Origin of the sequence: Caballeronia telluris (genome assembly GCF_001544495.1) — a bacterium.
In the GTDB taxonomy this organism is placed as follows: Bacteria; Pseudomonadota; Gammaproteobacteria; order Burkholderiales; family Burkholderiaceae; genus Caballeronia; species Caballeronia telluris.
On sequence record NZ_FCNZ02000013.1, the window covers coordinates 185,837 to 205,080 of the forward strand.

General features: G+C 64.9%; 16 protein-coding genes. 12 read left to right on the top strand and 4 right to left on the bottom strand.

Going from position 1 to position 19,244, the window contains the following annotated elements:
- Positions 1 to 68 precede the first annotated feature (68 nt).
- The 9 genes from AWB66_RS18450 to AWB66_RS18490 all read left to right on the top strand — a co-directional run bounded on the left by AWB66_RS18450 (position 69) and on the right by AWB66_RS18490 (position 10,019).
- Positions 69 to 974: an HlyC/CorC family transporter gene (locus AWB66_RS18450; RefSeq protein WP_087631614.1), complete on the top strand. Its 906-nt coding sequence runs from the start codon at positions 69 to 71 to the stop codon at positions 972 to 974.
- Between the two features lie 99 nt (positions 975 to 1,073).
- Positions 1,074 to 2,729 (top strand): apolipoprotein N-acyltransferase, encoded by a 1,656-nt coding sequence (lnt, locus tag AWB66_RS18455; RefSeq protein WP_087631615.1) that lies wholly within the window; start codon positions 1,074 to 1,076, stop codon positions 2,727 to 2,729.
- A 143-nt stretch (positions 2,730 to 2,872) separates the two neighbouring features.
- Positions 2,873 to 3,880: a glycine--tRNA ligase subunit alpha gene (gene glyQ, locus AWB66_RS18460; protein ID WP_087631616.1), complete on the top strand. Its 1,008-nt coding sequence runs from the start codon at positions 2,873 to 2,875 to the stop codon at positions 3,878 to 3,880.
- Positions 3,881 to 3,897: 17 nt separating this feature from the next.
- Positions 3,898 to 5,997, top strand: coding sequence for a glycine--tRNA ligase subunit beta (gene glyS / locus AWB66_RS18465; RefSeq protein WP_087631617.1), 2,100 nt, complete (start codon positions 3,898 to 3,900; stop codon positions 5,995 to 5,997).
- 25 nt (positions 5,998 to 6,022) lie between these two features.
- Positions 6,023 to 6,580: a D-glycero-beta-D-manno-heptose 1,7-bisphosphate 7-phosphatase gene (gene gmhB, locus AWB66_RS18470; protein ID WP_087631618.1), complete on the top strand. Its 558-nt coding sequence runs from the start codon at positions 6,023 to 6,025 to the stop codon at positions 6,578 to 6,580.
- A 46-nt stretch (positions 6,581 to 6,626) separates the two neighbouring features.
- Positions 6,627 to 7,400, top strand: a complete 774-nt coding sequence (locus AWB66_RS18475; protein ID WP_087631619.1) for a lysophospholipid acyltransferase family protein — start codon at positions 6,627 to 6,629, stop codon at positions 7,398 to 7,400.
- Positions 7,401 to 7,482: 82 nt separating this feature from the next.
- Positions 7,483 to 8,382 (top strand): M48 family metallopeptidase, encoded by a 900-nt coding sequence (locus AWB66_RS18480; RefSeq protein ID WP_087631652.1) that lies wholly within the window; start codon positions 7,483 to 7,485, stop codon positions 8,380 to 8,382.
- Positions 8,383 to 8,514: 132 nt separating this feature from the next.
- Complete coding sequence (gene gloA, locus AWB66_RS18485) at positions 8,515 to 8,916, top strand: lactoylglutathione lyase (RefSeq protein ID WP_087631620.1); 402 nt, start codon at positions 8,515 to 8,517, stop codon at positions 8,914 to 8,916.
- A 173-nt stretch (positions 8,917 to 9,089) separates the two neighbouring features.
- On the top strand, positions 9,090 to 10,019 hold the full coding sequence (locus tag AWB66_RS18490; protein ID WP_087631621.1) for a DMT family transporter: 930 nt from the start codon (positions 9,090 to 9,092) through the stop codon (positions 10,017 to 10,019).
- A 7-nt stretch (positions 10,020 to 10,026) separates the two neighbouring features.
- Here AWB66_RS18490 and rsmA read toward each other — a convergent pair whose 3' ends face one another.
- The 4 genes from rsmA to AWB66_RS18510 form a co-directional block, all read right to left on the bottom strand.
- Positions 10,027 to 10,839 carry a 16S rRNA (adenine(1518)-N(6)/adenine(1519)-N(6))-dimethyltransferase RsmA gene (gene rsmA, locus AWB66_RS18495; protein ID WP_087631622.1) on the bottom strand — a complete coding sequence of 271 codons (813 nt, stop codon included), beginning with the start codon at positions 10,837 to 10,839 and terminating at the stop codon, positions 10,027 to 10,029.
- A 45-nt stretch (positions 10,840 to 10,884) separates the two neighbouring features.
- Positions 10,885 to 11,871 (bottom strand): 4-hydroxythreonine-4-phosphate dehydrogenase PdxA, encoded by a 987-nt coding sequence (pdxA, locus tag AWB66_RS18500; protein WP_087631623.1) that lies wholly within the window; start codon positions 11,869 to 11,871, stop codon positions 10,885 to 10,887.
- A 16-nt stretch (positions 11,872 to 11,887) separates the two neighbouring features.
- Complete coding sequence (locus tag AWB66_RS18505) at positions 11,888 to 13,249, bottom strand: peptidylprolyl isomerase (RefSeq protein WP_087631624.1); 1,362 nt, start codon at positions 13,247 to 13,249, stop codon at positions 11,888 to 11,890.
- Between the two features lie 104 nt (positions 13,250 to 13,353).
- Positions 13,354 to 15,723 carry an LPS-assembly protein LptD gene (locus AWB66_RS18510; protein WP_087631625.1) on the bottom strand — a complete coding sequence of 790 codons (2,370 nt, stop codon included), beginning with the start codon at positions 15,721 to 15,723 and terminating at the stop codon, positions 13,354 to 13,356.
- Positions 15,724 to 15,983: 260 nt separating this feature from the next.
- Between AWB66_RS18510 and AWB66_RS18515 the strand changes: the two genes are divergently transcribed.
- From AWB66_RS18515 to purB, 3 genes are all read left to right on the top strand, one after another.
- Positions 15,984 to 17,009: an aminoglycoside phosphotransferase family protein gene (locus AWB66_RS18515; protein ID WP_087631626.1), complete on the top strand. Its 1,026-nt coding sequence runs from the start codon at positions 15,984 to 15,986 to the stop codon at positions 17,007 to 17,009.
- A gap of 9 nt (positions 17,010 to 17,018) precedes the next feature.
- Positions 17,019 to 17,744, top strand: coding sequence for an N-acetylmuramate alpha-1-phosphate uridylyltransferase MurU (gene murU, locus AWB66_RS18520; RefSeq protein WP_087631627.1), 726 nt, complete (start codon positions 17,019 to 17,021; stop codon positions 17,742 to 17,744).
- 97 nt (positions 17,745 to 17,841) lie between these two features.
- Complete coding sequence (gene purB, locus AWB66_RS18525) at positions 17,842 to 19,230, top strand: adenylosuccinate lyase (RefSeq protein WP_087631628.1); 1,389 nt, start codon at positions 17,842 to 17,844, stop codon at positions 19,228 to 19,230.
- The last annotated feature ends 14 nt before the right edge of the window (positions 19,231 to 19,244 follow it).

Consider the following 19,244-nt stretch of genomic DNA (forward strand, 5'->3'; position numbering starts at 1 on the left):
GCGCTTTTTCCTTCGTGTATGCTTAACTCTCCGCCAATTCGCGCCCCGAAACTTGCGGGCGCCCCGCTATGAACGACGCTTATCCCAGTCGACGAAACACCGACAAACCGCAGGAAAAACGCTCCCTTCTCGAGCGTCTGACCGATTTCATCTCGCACGAACCCGAGTCGCGCGACGAATTGCTCGAAGTGCTGCAGGACGCCCACGAACGCAATCTGCTCGACGCCGATTCGCTTTCGATGATCGAGGGCGTGTTCCAGGTCTCCGACCTTTGCGCCCGCGACATCATGGTGCCGCGCGCCCAGATGGACGCGATCAACATCGCCGAAACCCCCGCCGAATTCATCCCCTTCGTGCTCGAAAAGGCGCACTCGCGCTACCCGGTGTTCGAGGGCAACCGCGACAACATCATCGGCGTGCTGCTCGCGAAAGACCTGCTGCGCTATTACGCCGAAGAGGAATTCGACGTGCGCGGCATGCTGCGCCCCGCCGTGTTCATCCCGGAATCGAAGCGCCTGAACGTGCTCCTGCACGATTTCCGCGTGAACCGCAATCACATCGCGATCGTCGTCGACGAATACGGCGGCGTCGCGGGCCTCATCACGATCGAGGACGTGCTGGAGCAGATCGTCGGCGACATCGAAGACGAATACGACTTCGACGAGGAAGCCGGCAACATCATTTCGTCACCGGACGGCAAATTCCGCGTGCGCGCGCTCACCGGCATCGAGCAGTTCAACGAGGAATTCGGCACCGAGTTCTCCGACGAGGAAGTCGATACCATCGGCGGGCTCGTCACACACCGCTTTGGGCGCGTGCCGCATCGCGGCGAGAAAGTGCGTATCGACGACTTCGTGTTCGAAATCCTGCGCGGCGACGCCCGGCAGATCCACGTACTGCTCGTGCGGCGCGTGCCGCACATGAGCCAGCACGAGCGCCGCTTGCACGAGGGCGAAGAAGACGACCGCGGCTGATCGTCTCGTGCGGCTCGCGTGAGCCGCCGTCGTGCCGGCGCGCGAGTGAACGCGCGCCGCTCCATCCCGCCCTCCAGCAGACCTCCGACCGTGTAATCAATGGCCGATTCATCGTTTCGCCTCTTGCGCCGCCGGCGCAGCCCGTCTTCCGAAGCCAGCGAAGCCGCCGCACTGCCGTTCTGGCATTACCTCGTCGCGGCGGTGCTCGGCGCGGCCAACACGTTTTCCTTTGCGCCGACGCCGCATGGCGGCTGGCTCGAACTCGTCGTCTTCGCGCTCTTCTTCGCGTGGCTCTCGCGCACGAGCGGCTGGAAAAGCGCCGCGCTCACCGGCTGGGCGTTCGGCTTCGGCAATTTCGTGACGGGCGTGTGGTGGCTCTACGTCAGCATGCACTTCTACGGCGGCATGGCCGCGCCGCTCGCGGCGGCCGCCGTCGCGCTGTTTTCGCTTTATCTCGCGATCTATCCGGCGGCGGCTGCGGTCGTGTGGTCGCTCGTGGCCGGTCGCGCTCGATACGACGACACGGAACGCGCCGCCGCCGAGCCGCGCTTCGTTCCGACCTGGCACGGCGCGTTCGCGTTCGCGAGCGCGTGGGCGCTCGGCGAATGGCTGCGCGGACTCGTCTTCACCGGCTTCCCGTGGCTGTCGAGCGGCTATGCGCAAGTCGACGGACCGCTCGCCGGATATGGCGCCATCGCGGGCGTGTACGGCGTCGGTTGGGTGCTCGCGCTCGTGGCCGCGCTCGTCGTGCAGACGTTCTACAGCGTGCGACGCCATGAACGGGCTGCGCGCTTCGCACCGGGCATCGTCGCGGTGACGCTCGTCGTCGCGGGGATGCTGCTCTCGCTCGTCCAGTGGACGACGCCCGCCAACTCGCCGCTCACCGTGCGCCTCCTGCAAGGCAACGTGAAGCAGGAGATGAAGTTCGAGCAGGAAGGCGTGAACGCATCGCTCGCGCTGTATCGGCGGATGATCACCGAGAAGCCCGCCGATCTCATCGTCACGCCCGAAACCGCGCTGCCGGTGCTCGCCGTGCAGGTGCCGGAGGACCTCGCGCTCGCGCTGCGCCAGTTCGCGGATACGACAAAATCGTCGATCCTGTTCGGCGCCATCGGCGTGACGATCACGCCGGAAGGCCGCGCGAAGGATTTCACCAACAGTCTCTTCGGCATCACGCCCGGCTCGTTCGACGTCTATCGCTACGACAAGCATCACCTCGTGCCCTTCGGCGAATTCGTGCCGCTCGGCTTTCACTGGTTCGTGAACCTGATGGGCATTCCGCTCGGCGATCTCGCGCGCGGGCCGTCGGTGCAAAAGGCGTTCTTCGTGCACAACCAGCCGGTCGCCGTGGATATCTGCTACGAGGACATCTTCGGCGAGGAGATCGCGAAGACGCTGCGCGAGCAGGTCGCGCCGGCGGGCATTCTCGTCAACTCGACGAATCTCGCCTGGTTCGGCGATACCATCGCGCTCGACCAGCATTTGCAGATCGCCCGGATGCGCTCGATCGAAACCGGTCGGCCGATGCTGCGCGCGACCAACACCGGGATGACCGCGGTGATCGCGGCGAACGGCGAGGTCGTCTCGAAACTGCCGACCTACACCACCGGCACGCTCGAAGCCACCGTGCAAGGCACGTCCGGGCGCACGCCGTATGTCACGAGCGGCAATCTGACCGTGATCGCCGTGTCGCTGTTGCTGCTCGCGTTTGCGTTTGCCTTCGCGCCGTCGAACCGGAATGGCCGCAGGAAGTGAAACAGTCGGCCGGAAGGCGGCACGAAACGCCCCAAAGCCGCACGCGCCCTTCATTCAGCTAAAATTCAAGGTTTTAGCACTTTGACCGGCCTTTGGCGTCCGCTCTCGCGACGCTCTGGCGCCGGTCCGCCTCAAAGGCAATCATGCTCACTTTTCAGCAAATCATCCTGACGCTGCAATCCTATTGGGACAACAAGGGTTGCGCGCTTCTCCAGCCGATCGACATGGAAGTCGGCGCGGGCACCTCGCACGTCCACACGTTCCTGCGCGCGATCGGGCCGGAGCCGTGGCGCGCGGCCTACGTGCAGCCGTCGCGCCGCCCGAAGGACGGCCGTTACGGCGACAACCCGAACCGCCTGCAGCACTACTACCAGTATCAGGTCGTGCTGAAGCCGGCGCCGGAAAACATCCTCGATCTGTATCTCGGCTCGCTCGAAGCGCTCGGCTTCGACCTGAAGCAGAACGATGTGCGCTTCGTCGAGGACGACTGGGAAAATCCGACGCTCGGCGCGTGGGGACTCGGCTGGGAAGTGTGGCTGAACGGCATGGAAGTGACGCAGTTCACGTATTTCCAGCAAGTGGGCGGCATCGACTGCAAGCCGGTACTCGGCGAGATCACCTACGGGCTGGAACGCCTCGCGATGTATCTGCAAAAGGTCGAGAACGTCTACGACCTCGTCTGGACCGAATGGGAAGAAGACGGCCCGAACGGCCGCGAAACACGGCGCCTCACCTACGGCGACGTCTATCACCAGAACGAAGTCGAGCAATCGACCTACAACTTCGAGCACGCCAACGTCGAACTGCTCTTCACGTTCTTCAACAGCTACGAGGCCGAAGCGAAGAAGATGATCGACGCGAAGCTCGCGCTGCCCGCCTACGAACTCGTGCTGAAGGCCGGCCACACGTTCAACCTGCTCGACGCGCGCGGCGCGATCTCGGTCACGGAACGTGCGGCGTATATCGGCCGGATTCGCGCGCTGTCGCGGCTCGTCGCGCAGGCGTACTACGAGTCGCGCGAAGCGCTCGGCTTTCCGATGCTCGGCAATCCGGTGCATCCGGCGGCCAACCTCACCACCGACGAACACGACGCCGCCATGCCCGCCTGGGCGCCGCCGCTGAAGGTCGAACGCAACATCGACCCGGTTTGACGAGACACGAAAGAACAATGACGCAATCCAATCAAGCAACGCTGCTCGTCGAGCTGCTCACCGAAGAACTGCCGCCGAAGGCGCTCGCGCGTCTTGGCACCGCGTTCGCCGAAGGCATCGTGCAACGTCTTGCCGCACGCGATCTGATCGACGGCGAGCCGAGCTTCGAAAAATACGCGACGCCGCGCCGTCTCGCCGTGCTGGTGAAGAACGTGCGCGCGGTCGCGCCGGAAAGACAGGTGCGCGAAAAGGTGCTGCCGGTGTCCGTCGCGCTCGACAAGGACGGCCAGCCCACCGCGCCCCTCGCCAAGAAACTCGCGGCGCTTGGTTTCCCCGACGTCCCGCTCGCGGAACTCGAACGCGCGCAGGACGGCAAAGCCGAAGCGTTCTTCCTGCGCTACGCGGCGCCGGGCGCGACGCTCGCCGACGGCCTGCAATCCGCGCTCGACGAAACGCTCGCCAAGCTGCCGATTCCGAAGGTCATGACCTACCAGCGCCCGGACGGCACCAACGTGCAGTTCGTGCGTCCGGTGCAACGGCTCGTCGCGCTGCATGGGCGCGAAGTCGTGCCGGTCTCGGCGCTCGGCATCGATTCGGGCGACACGACCATCGGCCATCGCTTCATGTCGCATGGCTTCGTGCAAATCCCGCACGCCGATAGCTACGCCGAAACGCTGCTGTCGAAAGCGCATGTCGTGCCGAATTTCGACGACCGCAAGGAATCGATCCGCACGCAATTGCAGGCGTTCGCGGGCGAGGATCGCGTCGTGATGCCCGAAGCGCTGCTCGACGAAGTGAACGCGCTGGTCGAATGGCCGGTGGTTTATCAGTGCCACTTCGGCGAGGAATTCCTTCAGGTGCCGCAGGAATGCCTGATCCTCACGATGCAGACGAACCAGAAGTACTTCGCGCTGACCGACGCCAATGGAAAGCTGCGTTCGCGCTTCCTGATCGTGTCGAACATCGACACCAAGACGCCCGGCGACATCGTCGAGGGCAACGAGCGCGTCGTGCGTCCGCGTCTCGCCGACGCGAAGTTCTTCTTCGAGCAGGACAAGAAGAAGCGTCTCGCGGATCGCGTGCCGCTGCTCGCGAACGTCGTCTATCACAACAAGCTCGGCTCGCAACTCGAACGCGTGAAGCGGCTCGAAGCGCTCGCGGGGGAGATCGCGCCGATGGTCGGCGTCGATGTCGCGCTGACGAAGCGCGCCGCGCTGCTCGCGAAGGCGGATCTGCTCACCGACATGGTCGGCGAATTCCCCGAACTGCAAGGCACGATGGGCACCTACTACGCGCGTCACGACGGCGAGCCGGAAGAAGTGGCGCTCGCGTGCTCCGAGCATTACCAGCCGCGCTTCTCCGGCGACGAAACGCCGTCGACGGGCGTCGGCTGCGCGGTCGCGCTCGCGGACAAGCTGGAGACGATCGTCGGCATCTGGGGCATCGGACTGCAACCGACGGGCGAAAAAGATCCGTTCGCGCTGCGCCGCCATGCGCTCGGCGTGCTGCGCATCCTGCTCGAAAAGCGCCTTGCCATCGATCTGCTGGAGTTGCTGCGCGTCGCGCAAAGGCAGTTCGCCGGGATCCCGCAAGTGGCCGAATCGACGGACGCGATCTATGCATTCTTCCTGGACCGCCTGCGCGGCGTGCTGCGCGAGCGCGGCTTCAACGCGAGCGAAATCGACGCCGTGCTGAGCCTGAACCCGACGCGTCTCGATGACATCGTCGCGCGCCTCGAAGCCGTGCGCGAATTCGCGGCGTTGCCGGAAGCGGCATCGCTCGCGGCGGCCAACAAGCGCATCTCGAACATCCTGAAGAAGTCGACGGAAGCGGTGCCGTCGAGCGTGAAACCCGAGTTGCTCGTCGAAGCCGCTGAAAAGGCGCTCTACGCGCAGCTCGAACAAGTCGCGCCGCGTGTGCAGAGCCAGCTTGCCGAGCGCAACTATACGGAAGCGCTGTCGGCGCTCGCCGCGCTGCGCGATGCCGTCGACACTTTCTTCAACGACGTGATGGTGAATGCGGAAGACCCGGCGCTGCGAAGCAACCGGCTGGCACTTCTCAACGCGCTGCATCAGCAGATGAATTGCGTCGCGGACATTTCGAAGCTCGCCGCGTAAGCGTGCGAGTTCAGGCGCCCTCTCCATGAATCCGAACAGAAAGCTCGTCATTCTCGATCGCGACGGCGTGATCAACGTCGATTCCGACGCCTTCATCAAGTCGCCCGACGAATGGGTCGCGATTCCCGGCAGCCTCGACGCCATCGCGCGCCTGAACCAGGCGGGCTGGCACGTCGCGATCGCGTCGAACCAGTCGGGCATCGGCCGCGGTCTCTTCGACATGGCCGCGCTCAACGCGATGCATCAGAAGATGAATCGCGCGGCGGCGGCCGTGGGCGGGCGTATCGACGCCGTGTTTTTCTGCCCGCATACCGCCGAGGATCAATGCGATTGCAGGAAGCCGAAGCCGGGCATGCTGCAACAGATCATCGACCGCTTCGAGATCGATCCGGAACACACGCCGGTGGTCGGCGATTCGCTGCGCGATCTGCAAGCCGGCGCGGCGCTCGGCTTTCCGGTGCATCTGGTGCTGACGGGCAAGGGCGAAAAGACGCTCGCCGCAGGCAACCTGCCGGCGGGCACGAAGGTGCACAAGAACCTGCGTACTTTCGCTCTCGATTTCCTCGCCCAGAATCAGGATTGACCCGCTCATTCACTCGATGAGCGGCGCACCATAAGAATTCACGCCAATGCGCTTCATCCGTTCGCTGCTGCTGCTGATTTACTTAGTCGTGTACACGGTGCCGTACGCGATCGCCTGCTTCATCGCGTTTCCGTTCCTGCGCGCCGACAAGCGCTACTGGATGGCCGCGGGCTGGTGCAAATCGACGATCGTCGTGTTGCGCCATCTGAACGGCATTCGCTATACGATCGAAGGCTGGGAGAACCTGCCCGACGGTCCCGCCGTGCTGCTGTCGAAGCACCAGTCCGCATGGGAGACGATCGCGTTTCCGGCGCTGATGCCGCGTCCGCTCTGCTACGTGTTCAAGCGCGAACTGCTCTTCGTGCCCTTCTTCGGCTGGGCGCTCGGGCTTTTAAAGATGGTTCACATCGACCGCAAGCAGGGCAAGGATGCGTTCGCCTCGGTGACGCGCCAGGGCCGCGCGCGCATGGACGAAGGCGCGTGGGTCATCATGTTTCCCGAAGGCACGCGCACGCGCGTCGGCAGCCAGGGGAAGTACAAGACGGGCGGCGCGCGCTTCGCGGTGGCGACCGGCGTGCCCGTCGTGCCGATCGCGCATAACGCCGGGCACGTCTGGCCGCGCCATTCGTTTCTCAAATATGCGGGTATAGTCACGGTGTCGATCGGCAAGCCAATCGACACTGCGGGCCTCACGCCGGAAGAAGTGAACCAGCGCGTCGAGGCCTGGATCGAAGCGGAAATGCGCCGTATCGATCCGGCTGCTTACAGGTCGACAGACGCAGGTTCGACGCACGCGCCCCGCGCGTCCGCGGGCCGCTGAAACGACTGCACCCACGCCGAGCCGCGCATTGTCCTTTTCGTTGTTCTCGTCCTTCCTGCGCCGCGAGCGCAAAGCTGAGCCGATGCAGAAGACCCCATCGCGGCAGCGTCCCGCTGTCGCGCTCGACAACCTGCAACTCGATCTGCCGTTCGCGGATACGCCGGGCGCCGCCGAGCCCGCCTCGCAGACGCCCGCGCCCCTGCTCGGTGAGATCACGCCGGGCGCGAATGCCGTCCCGCCGTCGTACGCGCCCGATGGCACGCGTCTGCGCCGCCTCGTGCTCGGTCAGCGGACGCTCGACTATCGACTGAAGCGCTCGTCGCGCCGCACGATCGGCTTCATGATCGACGGCACCGGCCTTGCGATCACCGCACCGCGCTGGGTCACGCTCGCCGACATCGAAAGCGCGATCGTCGACAAGCAGCAGTGGATCTTCAAGAAGCTCGGCGAGTGGCAGACGCGCGTCGAGCAGCGTGCGCTGCCACGCATCGACTGGAAGGACGGCGCGCAGTTTCCTTATCTCGGCAGGACGATCAGCGTGTCGCTGGGATCGGCGCAACGGACGCTTCATTTCGACGAGCCGAGCGGCGTGCTCTCCCTCGCGCTGCCCGCGCTCGCCGATCCGCAGCAGATCAAGGACCGCGTGCAAGGCTGGTTGCAGACCGAGGCGAAACGCATTTTCGGCGACCGGCTCGTCCTGTACGCGCACAAACTCGATGTCGAGTTTCGTGCGTACGGGCTCTCGTCGGCGGCGACGCGCTGGGGCAGTTGCTCCAGCGACGGCAAGATTCGCCTCAACTGGCGGCTGATTCACTTTCCGCTTTCGATCATCGATTACGTCGTCGCGCACGAGCTCGCGCATCTGCGCGAGATGAACCACAGTCCGCGTTTCTGGCAGACGGTCGAGTCGATCTTTCCCGAATTCCGCGAAGCGCGGCACACGCTCAAGCACCATCCGCCGGAACTGCTGCCGGCGCTCTGAGCCGCACACGGCCTGCGAGCCTCGATGGCCGGCGTTACAATTTTGCACGCGGCCCTCGCGCGCACGAGTGCGAAAGACACCGGCGCTCACGGTCTCCGAATCCGCCCAAGACAACCCCACAGGAAACCCACCATGCGACTTCTCCACACGATGCTGCGCGTCGGCGACTTGCAGCGTTCCATCGACTTCTACACGCGCATTCTCGGCATGAAAGTGCTGCGCCAGAGCGAGAACACCGAGTACAAGTACACGCTGGCGTTCGTCGGCTACGGCGACGAAAGCGAAGCCAGCGTGCTCGAACTCACCTACAACTGGGGCACCGACCAATACGATCTCGGCAACGCTTACGGCCACATCGCGATCGAAGTCGACGACGCCGCCGGCGCGTGCAACCGCATCCGAGAAGCAGGCGGCAAGGTGACGCGCGAAGCGGGCCCGGTGAAGGGCGGCACGACCGTGATCGCGTTCGTCGAAGACCCGGACGGCTACAAGATCGAGCTGATCGAAAAGCACTCGCACGTCGCGGGTGTCTGACGCTTCGAGCAAGCCTGCCGGGCGCCGGCTCGCCATGCGGCGAGCCGGCGTTTTGTTTCGTGCGCGCCGCGTCTGCGCGCGACCATTCATTCGCGCCGCCTGCCGTTCGGTGGCAAAATCGACGCTCCATAACCGTGCATTCGCCTGAGCGCGAACGCCGCATAAGACGAGACATGAGCACCCCTGCCCTTTCCCTGCGTCGCGCGCCGGACGCGACGGCTGTCATCGTGATGGTGGTCCTGTGCGCCGCATGGGGTTTCCAGCAGGTCGCCATCAAGGAAGCGAACGCGTCCTTTCCGCCGATGCTGCAAGCGGGCATCCGCTCGGCCATCGCAACCGTGCTCGTGTGGCTTTGGACGCGCTCGCGCGGCACCTCGCTCTTCGCGAGCGACGATACGCTCGGCGCCGGCCTGCTCGCGGGCGTGCTGTTCGGCGGCGAATTCGTCTGCATCTTCTTCGGCCTGACGCTCACGACGGCCACGCGCATGGCCGTCTTCCTCTACACCGCGCCGTGCTTCACGGCGCTCGGGCTGCACTGGTTCATAGCCGGCGAGAAGATGCGCCGCATGCAATGGCTAGGCATCGCCGTCGCGTTTTGCGGCATCGCGCTCGCGTTCGCGGACGGTTTCCTGCACGCCGACCCGAACCGCGCTTCGACGTTGCACGGCGTTGCCGGCGACGCGCTCGGCGTCCTCGGCGGCCTGCTATGGGCCGCGACGACGGTCGTCGTGCGCGCGAGTTCGCTCGCGCATGCGAGCGCGAGCAAGACGCTGTTCTATCAACTGGCGGTATCGGCGATCATGCTGCTGGCGCTCGCGTTCGCGTTCGACCAGACGCACGTCGCGACGGTCACGCCGCGCGCGCTCGCGAGTCTCGCGTATCAGGCGATCGTCGTGGCGTTCATCAGCTATCTGACGTGGTTCTGGCTGCTGACGCGCTATATGGCGTCGAGACTCTCGGTGTTTTCGTTTCTGACGCCGATCTTCGGCGTGACCTTCGGCGTGGTGCTGCTGGGCGAGCACTTCACGCTGCGTTTCCTGATCGCGGCCGCGATGGTGCTGGCCGGGATCGCGCTCGTGAACACGCCCGCAAAGCGCGCGTGACGAGCGCTCAGCGCGTCTTCGCGACCGCCTGCGCGAGCGTCACATACTCGGCAACCGGCACTTCTTCCGCGCGGCGCGCGAGATCGAAACCGAGCGCATCGAAATCGACCGTGTCGCGATAGGCGGCGAGCGTATTGCGCATCATCTTGCGACGCTGCGAAAACGCCGCCTGCACGACCTCGCCGAGCACGCGAGCGTCGACTGAAGGCAACTCGTGCGGCGCGAACGGAATCATCCGCACGATCGCGGAATTCACCTTCGGCGGCGGCTGGAACGACTCGGGCGGCACGTCGATCAGCTTGTCCATCGAATAGCGATACTGAAGCATCACCGACAGCCGGCCGAAATCCTTCGTGCCCGGTTCGGCGATCATCCGGTCGACGACTTCGTCCTGCAGCATGAAATGCTGATCGACGACTTTCGGCGCGAACGAAGTGAGATGAAACAGCAGCGGACTGGAAATGTTGTACGGCAAGTTCCCGACGATCCGAAGCGACGGCTTGTCGCCTTCCAGCGCAAGCGCGCCGAAGTCGAAGTCGAGCGCGTCGCCTGCGTGCAGCACGAGCAGGTCACCGAAGCGCTTGCCGAGCCGCGCGATCAGGTCGCGGTCCAGTTCGACCGCGTGCAGCGGCGACTCGGGCGTGGCGAGCCGTTCGATCAGCGGCTCTGTGAGCGCAGCCAGGCCCGGGCCGATCTCGACCATGCGCTCGCCGCGCGCAGGCCGAATCGTATCGACGATCGAGTCGATCACGCCCTGATCGACGAGGAAGTTTTGCCCGAAGCGCTTGCGCGCGAAATGGCCCTGGTGCTTGGTCGACATCGAAAGAACCGCTTAAGGACTGCGAGATGGATGGGATCGAACGGGTCAGCCCGCGCGCCGATGGCTCGCCATCGAAACGGCGGTATCGATGGCCGCGATCATGCTGCCGGCGTCCGCGCGGCCGGTGCCCGCGAGATCGAGCGCGGTGCCGTGGTCGACCGACGTGCGGATGATCGGCAGCCCGAGCGTGACGTTGATGCCTTCACCGAACGTCGCGAATTTCAGCACCGGCAGGCCCTGGTCGTGGAACATCGCGAGCACGCAATCCGCGTCTTTCAGATAGCGCGGCTGGAACAGCGTGTCCGCCGGATACGGGCCCGGCGCGTCGATGCCGAGTGCGCGCGCGCGTTCCAGCGCGGGCGCGATCACGTCGATTTCCTCGCGGCCCAGATAGCCGTTTTCTCCCGCGTGCGGATTGAGCCCGGTCACGAGAATGCGCGGCGCGGACAAGCCGAAATGCGCGCGCAGGTCGTGATCGATGATATGCAGCGTCTCGACGATGCCACGGGCCGTGAGCGCCGCAGACACGTCCTTGAGCGGCAGATGCGTGGTCGCGAGCGCGACGCGCAGCGGCCGTTCGCCCGTGCCCGCCAGCATCATCACGACGCGCGGCGTATTCGTGCGCTCGGCGAGATATTCGGTGTGGCCGGTGAAGGCAACACCGGCGTCGTTGATCGTGCTCTTTTGCAACGGCGCCGTGACGATCGCGTCGAACCGGCCGGCGAGCGCGCCGTCGATCGCGGCATCGAGCAGGGCGAGCACATAGCGTCCGTTGGCCGCGTCGAGCTTGCCCGCCAGCGACGGCACCGCAAGCGCGTGATGCTCGATGTCGATCTGGGCGCTTTGGAGCGCTGCCTGCGAGCCCGCGCGATCCTGCAACAACGCGCGGTCGCCGAGCACGGTGAAACGCGCGGAAGGCCAGCGTGTCGCCGCATGACCGAGTGCCGCCGCAGTCAATTCGGGACCGACTCCGGCAGGCTCGCCGGTGGTGATCGCGATGGAAAGCGGACGGGCGTCGGAGGCGGCGTTCATCGTGGCGGGCTCCGCGTTACTGGTCCGCTTGCGCCGCGATGCCCTTGTATTGCACGTAGGCGGTATCGCGCAGTTCGCGCAGCCAGTCTGAATACGCCTGCTCGGCCTTGCGCTGGCCGATGGCCTGGCGCGCGATGTCGAGCTGCTGCGTGGCCGAGCCTTCGGCTTCGCGGCGTGCGAGCACCTGAATCAAGTGATAGCCGTACTCGCTGCGCACCGGATCGCTGACGTCGTTGTCCTTCAGATTGTTCATCGCGCGTTCGAACTCGGGCACCGTTTCGCCCGGGCTGATCCAGCCGAGATCGCCGCCTTGCGACGCCGAACCGTCCTGCGAATACGTGCGCGCGAAGTTCGCGAAGTCGCCGCCGCCGACCACGTCGCGTTTGATGTCGAGCAGCTTCTGCCGCGCCGCCGACTCCGACATGCCGTCCGACACGCGCAGCAGAATGTGGCGCACGTGCGTCTGTACGAGCTTCGGCGCGTCGGCTGCCGTGCCCTGTCCCGAGCGGCGCTCGACGAGCTTGATGATCTCGAAGCCGCCATCCGTGCGGATCAGTTGCGGCACGACCTGGCCCGGACGCAGCGTGGCAACCGCCGACACGACGCCCGCGGGCAGCGAGCCTTGCGTGCGAAAGCCGAGATCGCCGCCCTTCGCGGCATCGGTGTCCTGCGAATTCTGCTTCGCGAGTTTCGCAAAATCGTCGCCCGACTGCGCTTCCTTCAGCACGGCTTCAGCCTTCGCCTGGAGCGCGGCGACGTCGGTCTGCGACGCGTTCGGCGGCAGCTTGAACATGATGTGCTGCAGATGCAGGTCGCTTGACTGCTTCGCGTTCGGGCCGCGCTGGCTCGCCACGTAGTTCGCGATTTCCGCGTCGGACACGGTGATCTTGCTGTCGACTTCCTTCTCGCGCAGCTTCGAGAGCGTGAGTTCGGTGCGCGCGTCGCGCGTGAATGTCGACCAGGGCACGCCTTGCGCCTCGATGCGCGCGCGGTACACGTCGAGCGTCATCTGGTTCTGCTGCGCGAGACGTTCTAGCGTGCGGTTCACGGTAGCGTCGTCGACGTTGATGCCGTCTTCCTTCGCCTTCTGCAACTGGACGCGCTCGATCACCATCTGGTCGAGCACCTGACGCTGCAACTGCGGCGTGGGCGGCAGCGGCGCGTTCTGCTGCTGCAGACGCCGCGTGATGAGCCCGACGCGGTCCAGGAGTTCGCGCTGCGTGATGACGTCGCTATTGACGACCGCGACGACCGAATCGGCGAGTTGCACGTTGCCCTTCGACAAGGCCTGCGCGCCGGCGGGGGAACTCAGGATCAGTGCCGCGGCGAAAGCGCCCGCTGCCAGCGTTGTCGATCGAAACCTGTTCATGTTTGCCACAAATACTCCATCAAATACGGGTCTTGCCCGCTAGTGTGCTGCTCGTCTTGCGGTGGTTTTTGCCCGCTGTGACTCTTCCGATCGACCACATGTCATGCGTTGCGTCACTCGTAATTCGTGAACCGCGCGAGCGGCGCGGCCGCGGGCGGCGGCGTCTGGTAGCCCTGCACGCTCGAACGGAATGCGTTCACGAGACCGTTGTCGACGTTCGACAGGCCCTTGAATGTCAACTGGGCAAGCACGCGCGTGCCCGATGCCGACTCGCCGGTGGTCGTGACCCCGTTTGCGTAGCGCTGCATGCCGAAGCCGAACTGCCAGCAGTCGGCATCGTACTGGAAGCCGACCAGACCGTCGACGAGCCGATGCCCCGCGAGATCGTAATTCACGCGGCCGACACCGTAGAGCCGTTGCGTGATCGGCCACTGCACCGACAACAGGATCTGGTTGATCGGCTCGTTGGCGAGCGTGGTTTCGTTCTGACGCGTGTAGCGATAACCGACGTTGATCACCTTGCGGTCGGCCGGACTGAACGAGAAGCCGACGCTCGATCGCACGAGCTGGTTGTTGTCCGCATTATATTGGAACGCCGTTTCCGAAGCGAAACCCGCGCCCAGCTTGATCGCCGCGCCCGCGATCAGGTCCGAGTGCTTCGCCTGGCCGGGAATCTGGTCCGGCGTGATCGTGACGCGCTGGCTCTGGAAATAGTACTGCTGCGCGATGACGAAGCGCGCGCGCTCGTCGCCCGTCGCCGGGTTGATGAAGCGCGTCGTGAGACCGACGGTCAGCCGGTTCGCGTCGGCGATCCGGTCGTTGCCGACGAACGTGTTCGGCGTGTAGATCTCCGCGAGACCGAAGTCGGCTTCGGCGGTATCGAAGATCGGCGCGAAGTTCTGGTTGCGATACGGCGTGTAGACGTAATAGAGCCGCGGTTCGAGCGTCTGGATGTAGTCCTGGCCGAAGATCCGCACCGAGCGGTCGAACACGAGGCCCGTATCGAACGAGACGGTCGGAATCGATTCGGTGAAATTCTTCGGCTGGCCGGCCGGGGCCCCGGTCGCGATATGCGACAGATCGTACGACGCGAAGTGCCACTGCACCTTCGGCGTAATGAAATAGCCCGGCGCGTTGACGCTGTAGCTCAGGTACGGATTGAAGACGGCGCGCTGGCCGTCGGTCGCGCCGGTCTGCGTGATCGTGAAGCGCGTGTAGTCGGCTTCCGCGCCGTAGTCGAAGCCGCCGACGTTGTACTTGTTGTACAGCACGTTCAACTGCGGTTCGCGCGCGTACGGCGGAACCGAAGGCTGCAGCGTCTGCCAGCGCTGTTCGCGCGCGAGCACCGACCACGGCCCGTTGTTGTACGTCAGCCCGGCTTCCTGCTGATACAGCAACTGCGTGCCGTTCAGGAACTGGTTCGACGCGTTCGCCAGGTCTTCCGGGTATTGATCGTCGGAGACCTTGTTGTAGTTGATGTACCCGCCGAAACCGCCGCCGAAGTTCTGCTGATGCTGCAGGTAGATCGCGTAGCGGTTCGTGTGCGTCTGGCGGTCGTTCGGCAGGAACTCGCCCGTGATCGTGCCCGAATACGTCGGCGACAGATAACGGTAGGTCGCCGCCGTCTGCACGCCGCGGCGGGTCATCAGGCGCGGCGTCAGGGTCAAATCGCGATTCGGCGCGATGTTGAAGTAATACGGAATCGTCGCTTCGAAGCCGGTCGTCGAACTGAGCGAGAACGTCGGCGGCAGCAGACCGCTGCGCCGTTCGCTCGTCAGCGGAAACGACAGCCACGGGCTCGCGATGATCGGCACGCCCTGGAAGAACAGCACGCCGTTATGCGCGATGCCTTCTTCCGAACCCGTGTCGAAATCGAACGACGTGCCCTTGATGTACCACGCCGGGTCGGTCTCGCACGCGCACGCCGTGTAGGTGCCGTGATCGACCCGCGCCTGCTCGTTGTTGAGCATGTCGACGCGCTCGGCGCTGCCCGAACCGCCCGACAGGTTGAAGCGGTACTTCGGGTTCGTCATGTAGCCTTCGTTCGCTTCCACCTTCAGGTGCGCTTCCGGGCCGACGAACGTATTGCCGTTGCTGATGATCCTGACATTGCCGTATGCGTCGGCCGTGTCGGTGTCCTGGTCGTAGTGCAGCGCATCCGACTTGATGATCGACACGTTCCTGCGCACTTCTGCCGAGCCCTTGGCGGCCATGTCTTCATCGGTGGTGCCGGTGGTTTTGTCGCCCAGCAGGAACGTGGCCGGCTGCTGGCCCGCACGCAGCGGCCGCTCTTCCAGCTGCGGCGCGAGGCGCAGGTTGCCCGCGCCGTCGAGCGGCTGGGGCTCGGCCGCCGCGCCCGCGAGTTGCGCGTGCGCAAGCGCCGGCATGAGACCCGGAGCGGCAAGCAGCGCCGCGACGAGCCGCCGTCTGCGTGGCAAAGCCTGGCGCTTGGTAATCGATTTTGGAAACTGTCGTGGCGGCATGTATGGGTGGCGGTTCGATGCCGTTATGCGTTCGCGAGCCCGCAATGCCTTGAACTCGCACCCGAGTTTGCACTGGAAGCCGCGCAGTCGTATCCGACGAACCCGCTGCAAAAACGCTGCAAGCGAAAGCGGTTGCGAACGAAGGATGACACTCGATCGAAAGTGAAGCTGCGCTGCTCGGGCCTTGGCGCCGGGCGAAAACGGATCGCTTAAAAAAGTCGTGGGGTATTATATGGCAAGATGTTTTGCCCTTCGAATTTATGACGCACATTCCCACCGACGCCCGCCTTACACAGCTTTACGCCTGGCTCGAATCGTTCGCCGAACGCTATCGGCTGGATCTTGCGAGCCTCGCGCCGGCGTCGACCGATGCCAGTTTTCGCCGCTATTTCCGCGTTGCCTGCGCCGACGAACACGGCAAAACGCTGATCGCCGTCGACGCCCCGCCGCCCGAGAAGTGCCAGGAGTTCGTCCAGGTCGCCGGCTTGCTGGCCGAGGCCGGCGTGCATGTGCCGGCCATCCTCGAAACCGATTTCGACGCCGGCTTCATGCTCGTGACCGATCTCGGCACGACGACCTATCTCTCCGTGCTCGACGAGAAAAACGCGCGCGGGCTCATGCGCGCCGCGCTCGACGCGCTGATCCGCTTTCAGGCGACTTCGCGCGAAGGCGTGCTGCCGCCCTTCGACGAAGCGTTCCTGCGCCGCGAGATGGAACTGATGCCGGAATGGTTCGTCGGCCGGCATCTCGGGCGTGCGCTCGCCGAATCCGATCGCAAGGTGCTCGACACTACCTTTAGGCTGCTCGTCCAGAGCGCGCTTGCGCAGCCGCAGGTCTTCATGCTGCGCGACTTCATGCCGCGCAACCTGATGGTGAGCGAGCCGAATCCCGGCCTGCTCGACTTCCAGGATGCGGTCTACGGGCCGATTACCTACGATCTCGCATCGCTGCTGCGCGACGCCTTCATCAGCTGGGACGAAGAGTTCCAGCTCGACTGCATCGCCTATTACTGGGAACGCGCGAAGAAGGCCGGCTTGCCCGTCGATCCCGACTTCGGCGAGTTCTACCGGCAGGTCGAATGGACGGGCTTGCAGCGCCACATCAAGGTGCTGGGCCTCTTTTGCCGCATCAATTATCGCGACGGCAAGCCGGTCTATCTCGCCGATCTCCCGCGATTCATCGGCTACGCGCGCAAGGTGGCCGAGCGCTACGGGCCGCTGCGTCCGTTCGCGCGTCTTCTCGATACGCTCGAAGGCCGCGCCGACGATGTCGGCTATACCTTCTGAGCGCGCCGCATGACGTCTTCTCTCAAGCTGGCGATGATCTTCGCCGCCGGACGCGGCGAGCGCATGCGTCCGCTCACCGATACCTGTCCGAAGCCGCTGCTCGAAGCCGGCGGCAAACCGCTGATCGTCTGGCAGATCGAGCGGCTGGCGGCGGCGGGCATCGAAACGATCGTGATCAATCATGCGTGGCTCGGCGCGCAAATCGAGGCCGCGCTCGGCGACGGTTCGCGCTGGGGCGTGCAACTGCGCTTCTCGGCGGAAACCGAGGCGCTCGAAACGGCCGGCGGGATCGCGCAGGCGCTGCCGCTGATCGAAACGCGCGGTGAACCGGACGTGTTCGTGGCCGTCAGCGGCGACGTGTTCTGCGATTTCGACTACGGCTCGCTCGGCGCGCATGCGGCGCGGCTCGCTTCGTCGGCGCAACCCGGCATGCATCTCGTGATGGTGCCGAATCCGCCCTTTCACACCAAAGGCGACTTCGCGCTGAAGGACGGCACGCTGTCGCTCGAAGGCGCTCCGCGCTTCACGTTCGGCAACATCGGCTTATACGACACGCGCATGTTCCGCGACCTCGCGCCCGGCACGCGGCGCGCACTGACGCCGTACTACCGCGAGACCATCGCGGCGGGACGCGCGAGCGGCGAGCTGTACGAAGGCCGCTGGGAGAACGTCGGCACGCCCGCGCAACTGAGCGCGCTCGATCTAGCGCTGCGGGAACGCCCGGCCGCGCGATAGGCGCAGGCGCGCCGCCGTGCGCCCGGGTCGATCCAGCTCCGATGGTAAAATCCCCGGTTCTCCCGTCCCAATCCCGCCTCCGAGCGCGGCTGCCACCATGTCCGATACCCGTCCCGATACCCTCTTCGCGCTCACTGCACTGTCGCCGCTCGATGGCCGCTACGCCGCCAAGACCGAAGCCCTGCGCGAATGGCTCTCCGAAGCCGCGTTCATGCGCCATCGCGTGACCGTCGAAATTCACTGGTTGATCGCGCTCTCGCGCGCCGGTTTCGCCGAAGTGCCGCGCTTTTCCGAAGCGTCCGAGCAGTTCCTGCTGCAACTCGTCGAGCGCTTCACCGCGCACGACGCCGCGCGCATCAAGGACATCGAACGCGTGACGAATCACGACGTGAAGGCGGTCGAATACTGGCTGAAGGAATCGGTGAAGGGACAGCCCGAACTGGAGCGCGCAAGCGAATTCATCCACTTCGCGTGCACGTCGGAGGACATCAACAACACGTCGCACGGGCTGATGATCGCCGGCGCCCGCGAGCACGTGATCCTGCCCGCGCTGCGCTCGGTGCATGAGCGGCTCGTCAAACTCGCGCACGAACACGCCGCGCAGCCGATGCTCTCGCGCACGCACGGCCAGCCCGCCAGCCCGACGACGCTCGGCAAGGAAATCGCCAACGTCGCGGCGCGTTTGTCGCGCGCGATCGAGCGCATCGCCGCCGTGCCGCTCCTCGGCAAGATGAACGGCGCGGTCGGCAATTACAACGCGCATTTGTCCGCCTATCCGGAATTCGACTGGGAAGCGTTTTCGAGGGAAGTCGTCGAAGAGCGGCTGAAGCTCACTTTCAACCCGTACACGATCCAGATCGAACCGCACGATTACATGGCCGAACTGTTCGACGCCATCGCGCGCGCGAACACGATCCTGCTCGACCTCGACCGCGACGTGTGGGGCTACATTTCGGTCGGCTATTTCAAGCAGAAGACGAAGGCGGGTGAAATCGGTTCGTCGACGATGCCGCACAAGGTCAATCCGATCGACTTCGAGAATTCGGAGGGCAATCTGGGTCTCGCGAACGCGACGCTGCGCCATCTCGCCGACAAGCTGCCGATCTCGCGCTGGCAGCGCGATCTGACCGATTCGACCGTGCTGCGCAACATCGGCGTGGCGTTCGGGTATTCGCTGCTGTCCTACGATTCGCTGATCCGCGGGCTGGACAAGCTCGAAGTGAACGCGGCGCGTCTGAACGAAGACCTCGACAACACGTGGGAAGTGCTCGCCGAGCCGGTGCAGACGGTGATGCGGCGCTTTGGCATCGAGAATCCGTATGAGCAACTGAAGGAACTGACGCGCGGCAAGGGCATCACGCGCGAGGGCCTGCAGGCGTTCATCAACGGCCTCGCCATTCCCGACGACGCGAAGAACCTGCTGCTGGAGATGACGCCGGGTTCGTATATCGGCAAGGCGGTGGAACTGGCGAAGCGGATTCGCTAACGCACCTGCGCGTC

Excerpts from the sequence above, each read along its gene's own strand:
- AWB66_RS18450 (WP_087631614.1), top strand. The coding sequence starts at position 69 with ATGAACGACGCTTATCCCAGTCGACGAAACACCGACAAACCGCAGGAA.
- lnt (WP_087631615.1), top strand. The coding sequence starts at position 1,074 with ATGGCCGATTCATCGTTTCGCCTCTTGCGCCGCCGGCGCAGCCCGTCT.
- glyQ (WP_087631616.1), top strand. The coding sequence starts at position 2,873 with ATGCTCACTTTTCAGCAAATCATCCTGACGCTGCAATCCTATTGGGAC.
- glyS (WP_087631617.1), top strand. The coding sequence starts at position 3,898 with ATGACGCAATCCAATCAAGCAACGCTGCTCGTCGAGCTGCTCACCGAA.
- gmhB (WP_087631618.1), top strand. The coding sequence starts at position 6,023 with ATGAATCCGAACAGAAAGCTCGTCATTCTCGATCGCGACGGCGTGATC.
- AWB66_RS18475 (WP_087631619.1), top strand. The coding sequence starts at position 6,627 with ATGCGCTTCATCCGTTCGCTGCTGCTGCTGATTTACTTAGTCGTGTAC.
- AWB66_RS18480 (WP_087631652.1), top strand. The coding sequence starts at position 7,483 with ATGCAGAAGACCCCATCGCGGCAGCGTCCCGCTGTCGCGCTCGACAAC.
- gloA (WP_087631620.1), top strand. The coding sequence starts at position 8,515 with ATGCGACTTCTCCACACGATGCTGCGCGTCGGCGACTTGCAGCGTTCC.
- AWB66_RS18490 (WP_087631621.1), top strand. The coding sequence starts at position 9,090 with ATGAGCACCCCTGCCCTTTCCCTGCGTCGCGCGCCGGACGCGACGGCT.
- rsmA (WP_087631622.1), bottom strand. The coding sequence starts at position 10,839 with ATGTCGACCAAGCACCAGGGCCATTTCGCGCGCAAGCGCTTCGGGCAA.
- pdxA (WP_087631623.1), bottom strand. The coding sequence starts at position 11,871 with ATGAACGCCGCCTCCGACGCCCGTCCGCTTTCCATCGCGATCACCACC.
- AWB66_RS18510 (WP_087631625.1), bottom strand. The coding sequence starts at position 15,723 with ATGCCGCCACGACAGTTTCCAAAATCGATTACCAAGCGCCAGGCTTTG.
- AWB66_RS18515 (WP_087631626.1), top strand. The coding sequence starts at position 15,984 with ATGACGCACATTCCCACCGACGCCCGCCTTACACAGCTTTACGCCTGG.
- murU (WP_087631627.1), top strand. The coding sequence starts at position 17,019 with ATGACGTCTTCTCTCAAGCTGGCGATGATCTTCGCCGCCGGACGCGGC.
- purB (WP_087631628.1), top strand. The coding sequence starts at position 17,842 with ATGTCCGATACCCGTCCCGATACCCTCTTCGCGCTCACTGCACTGTCG.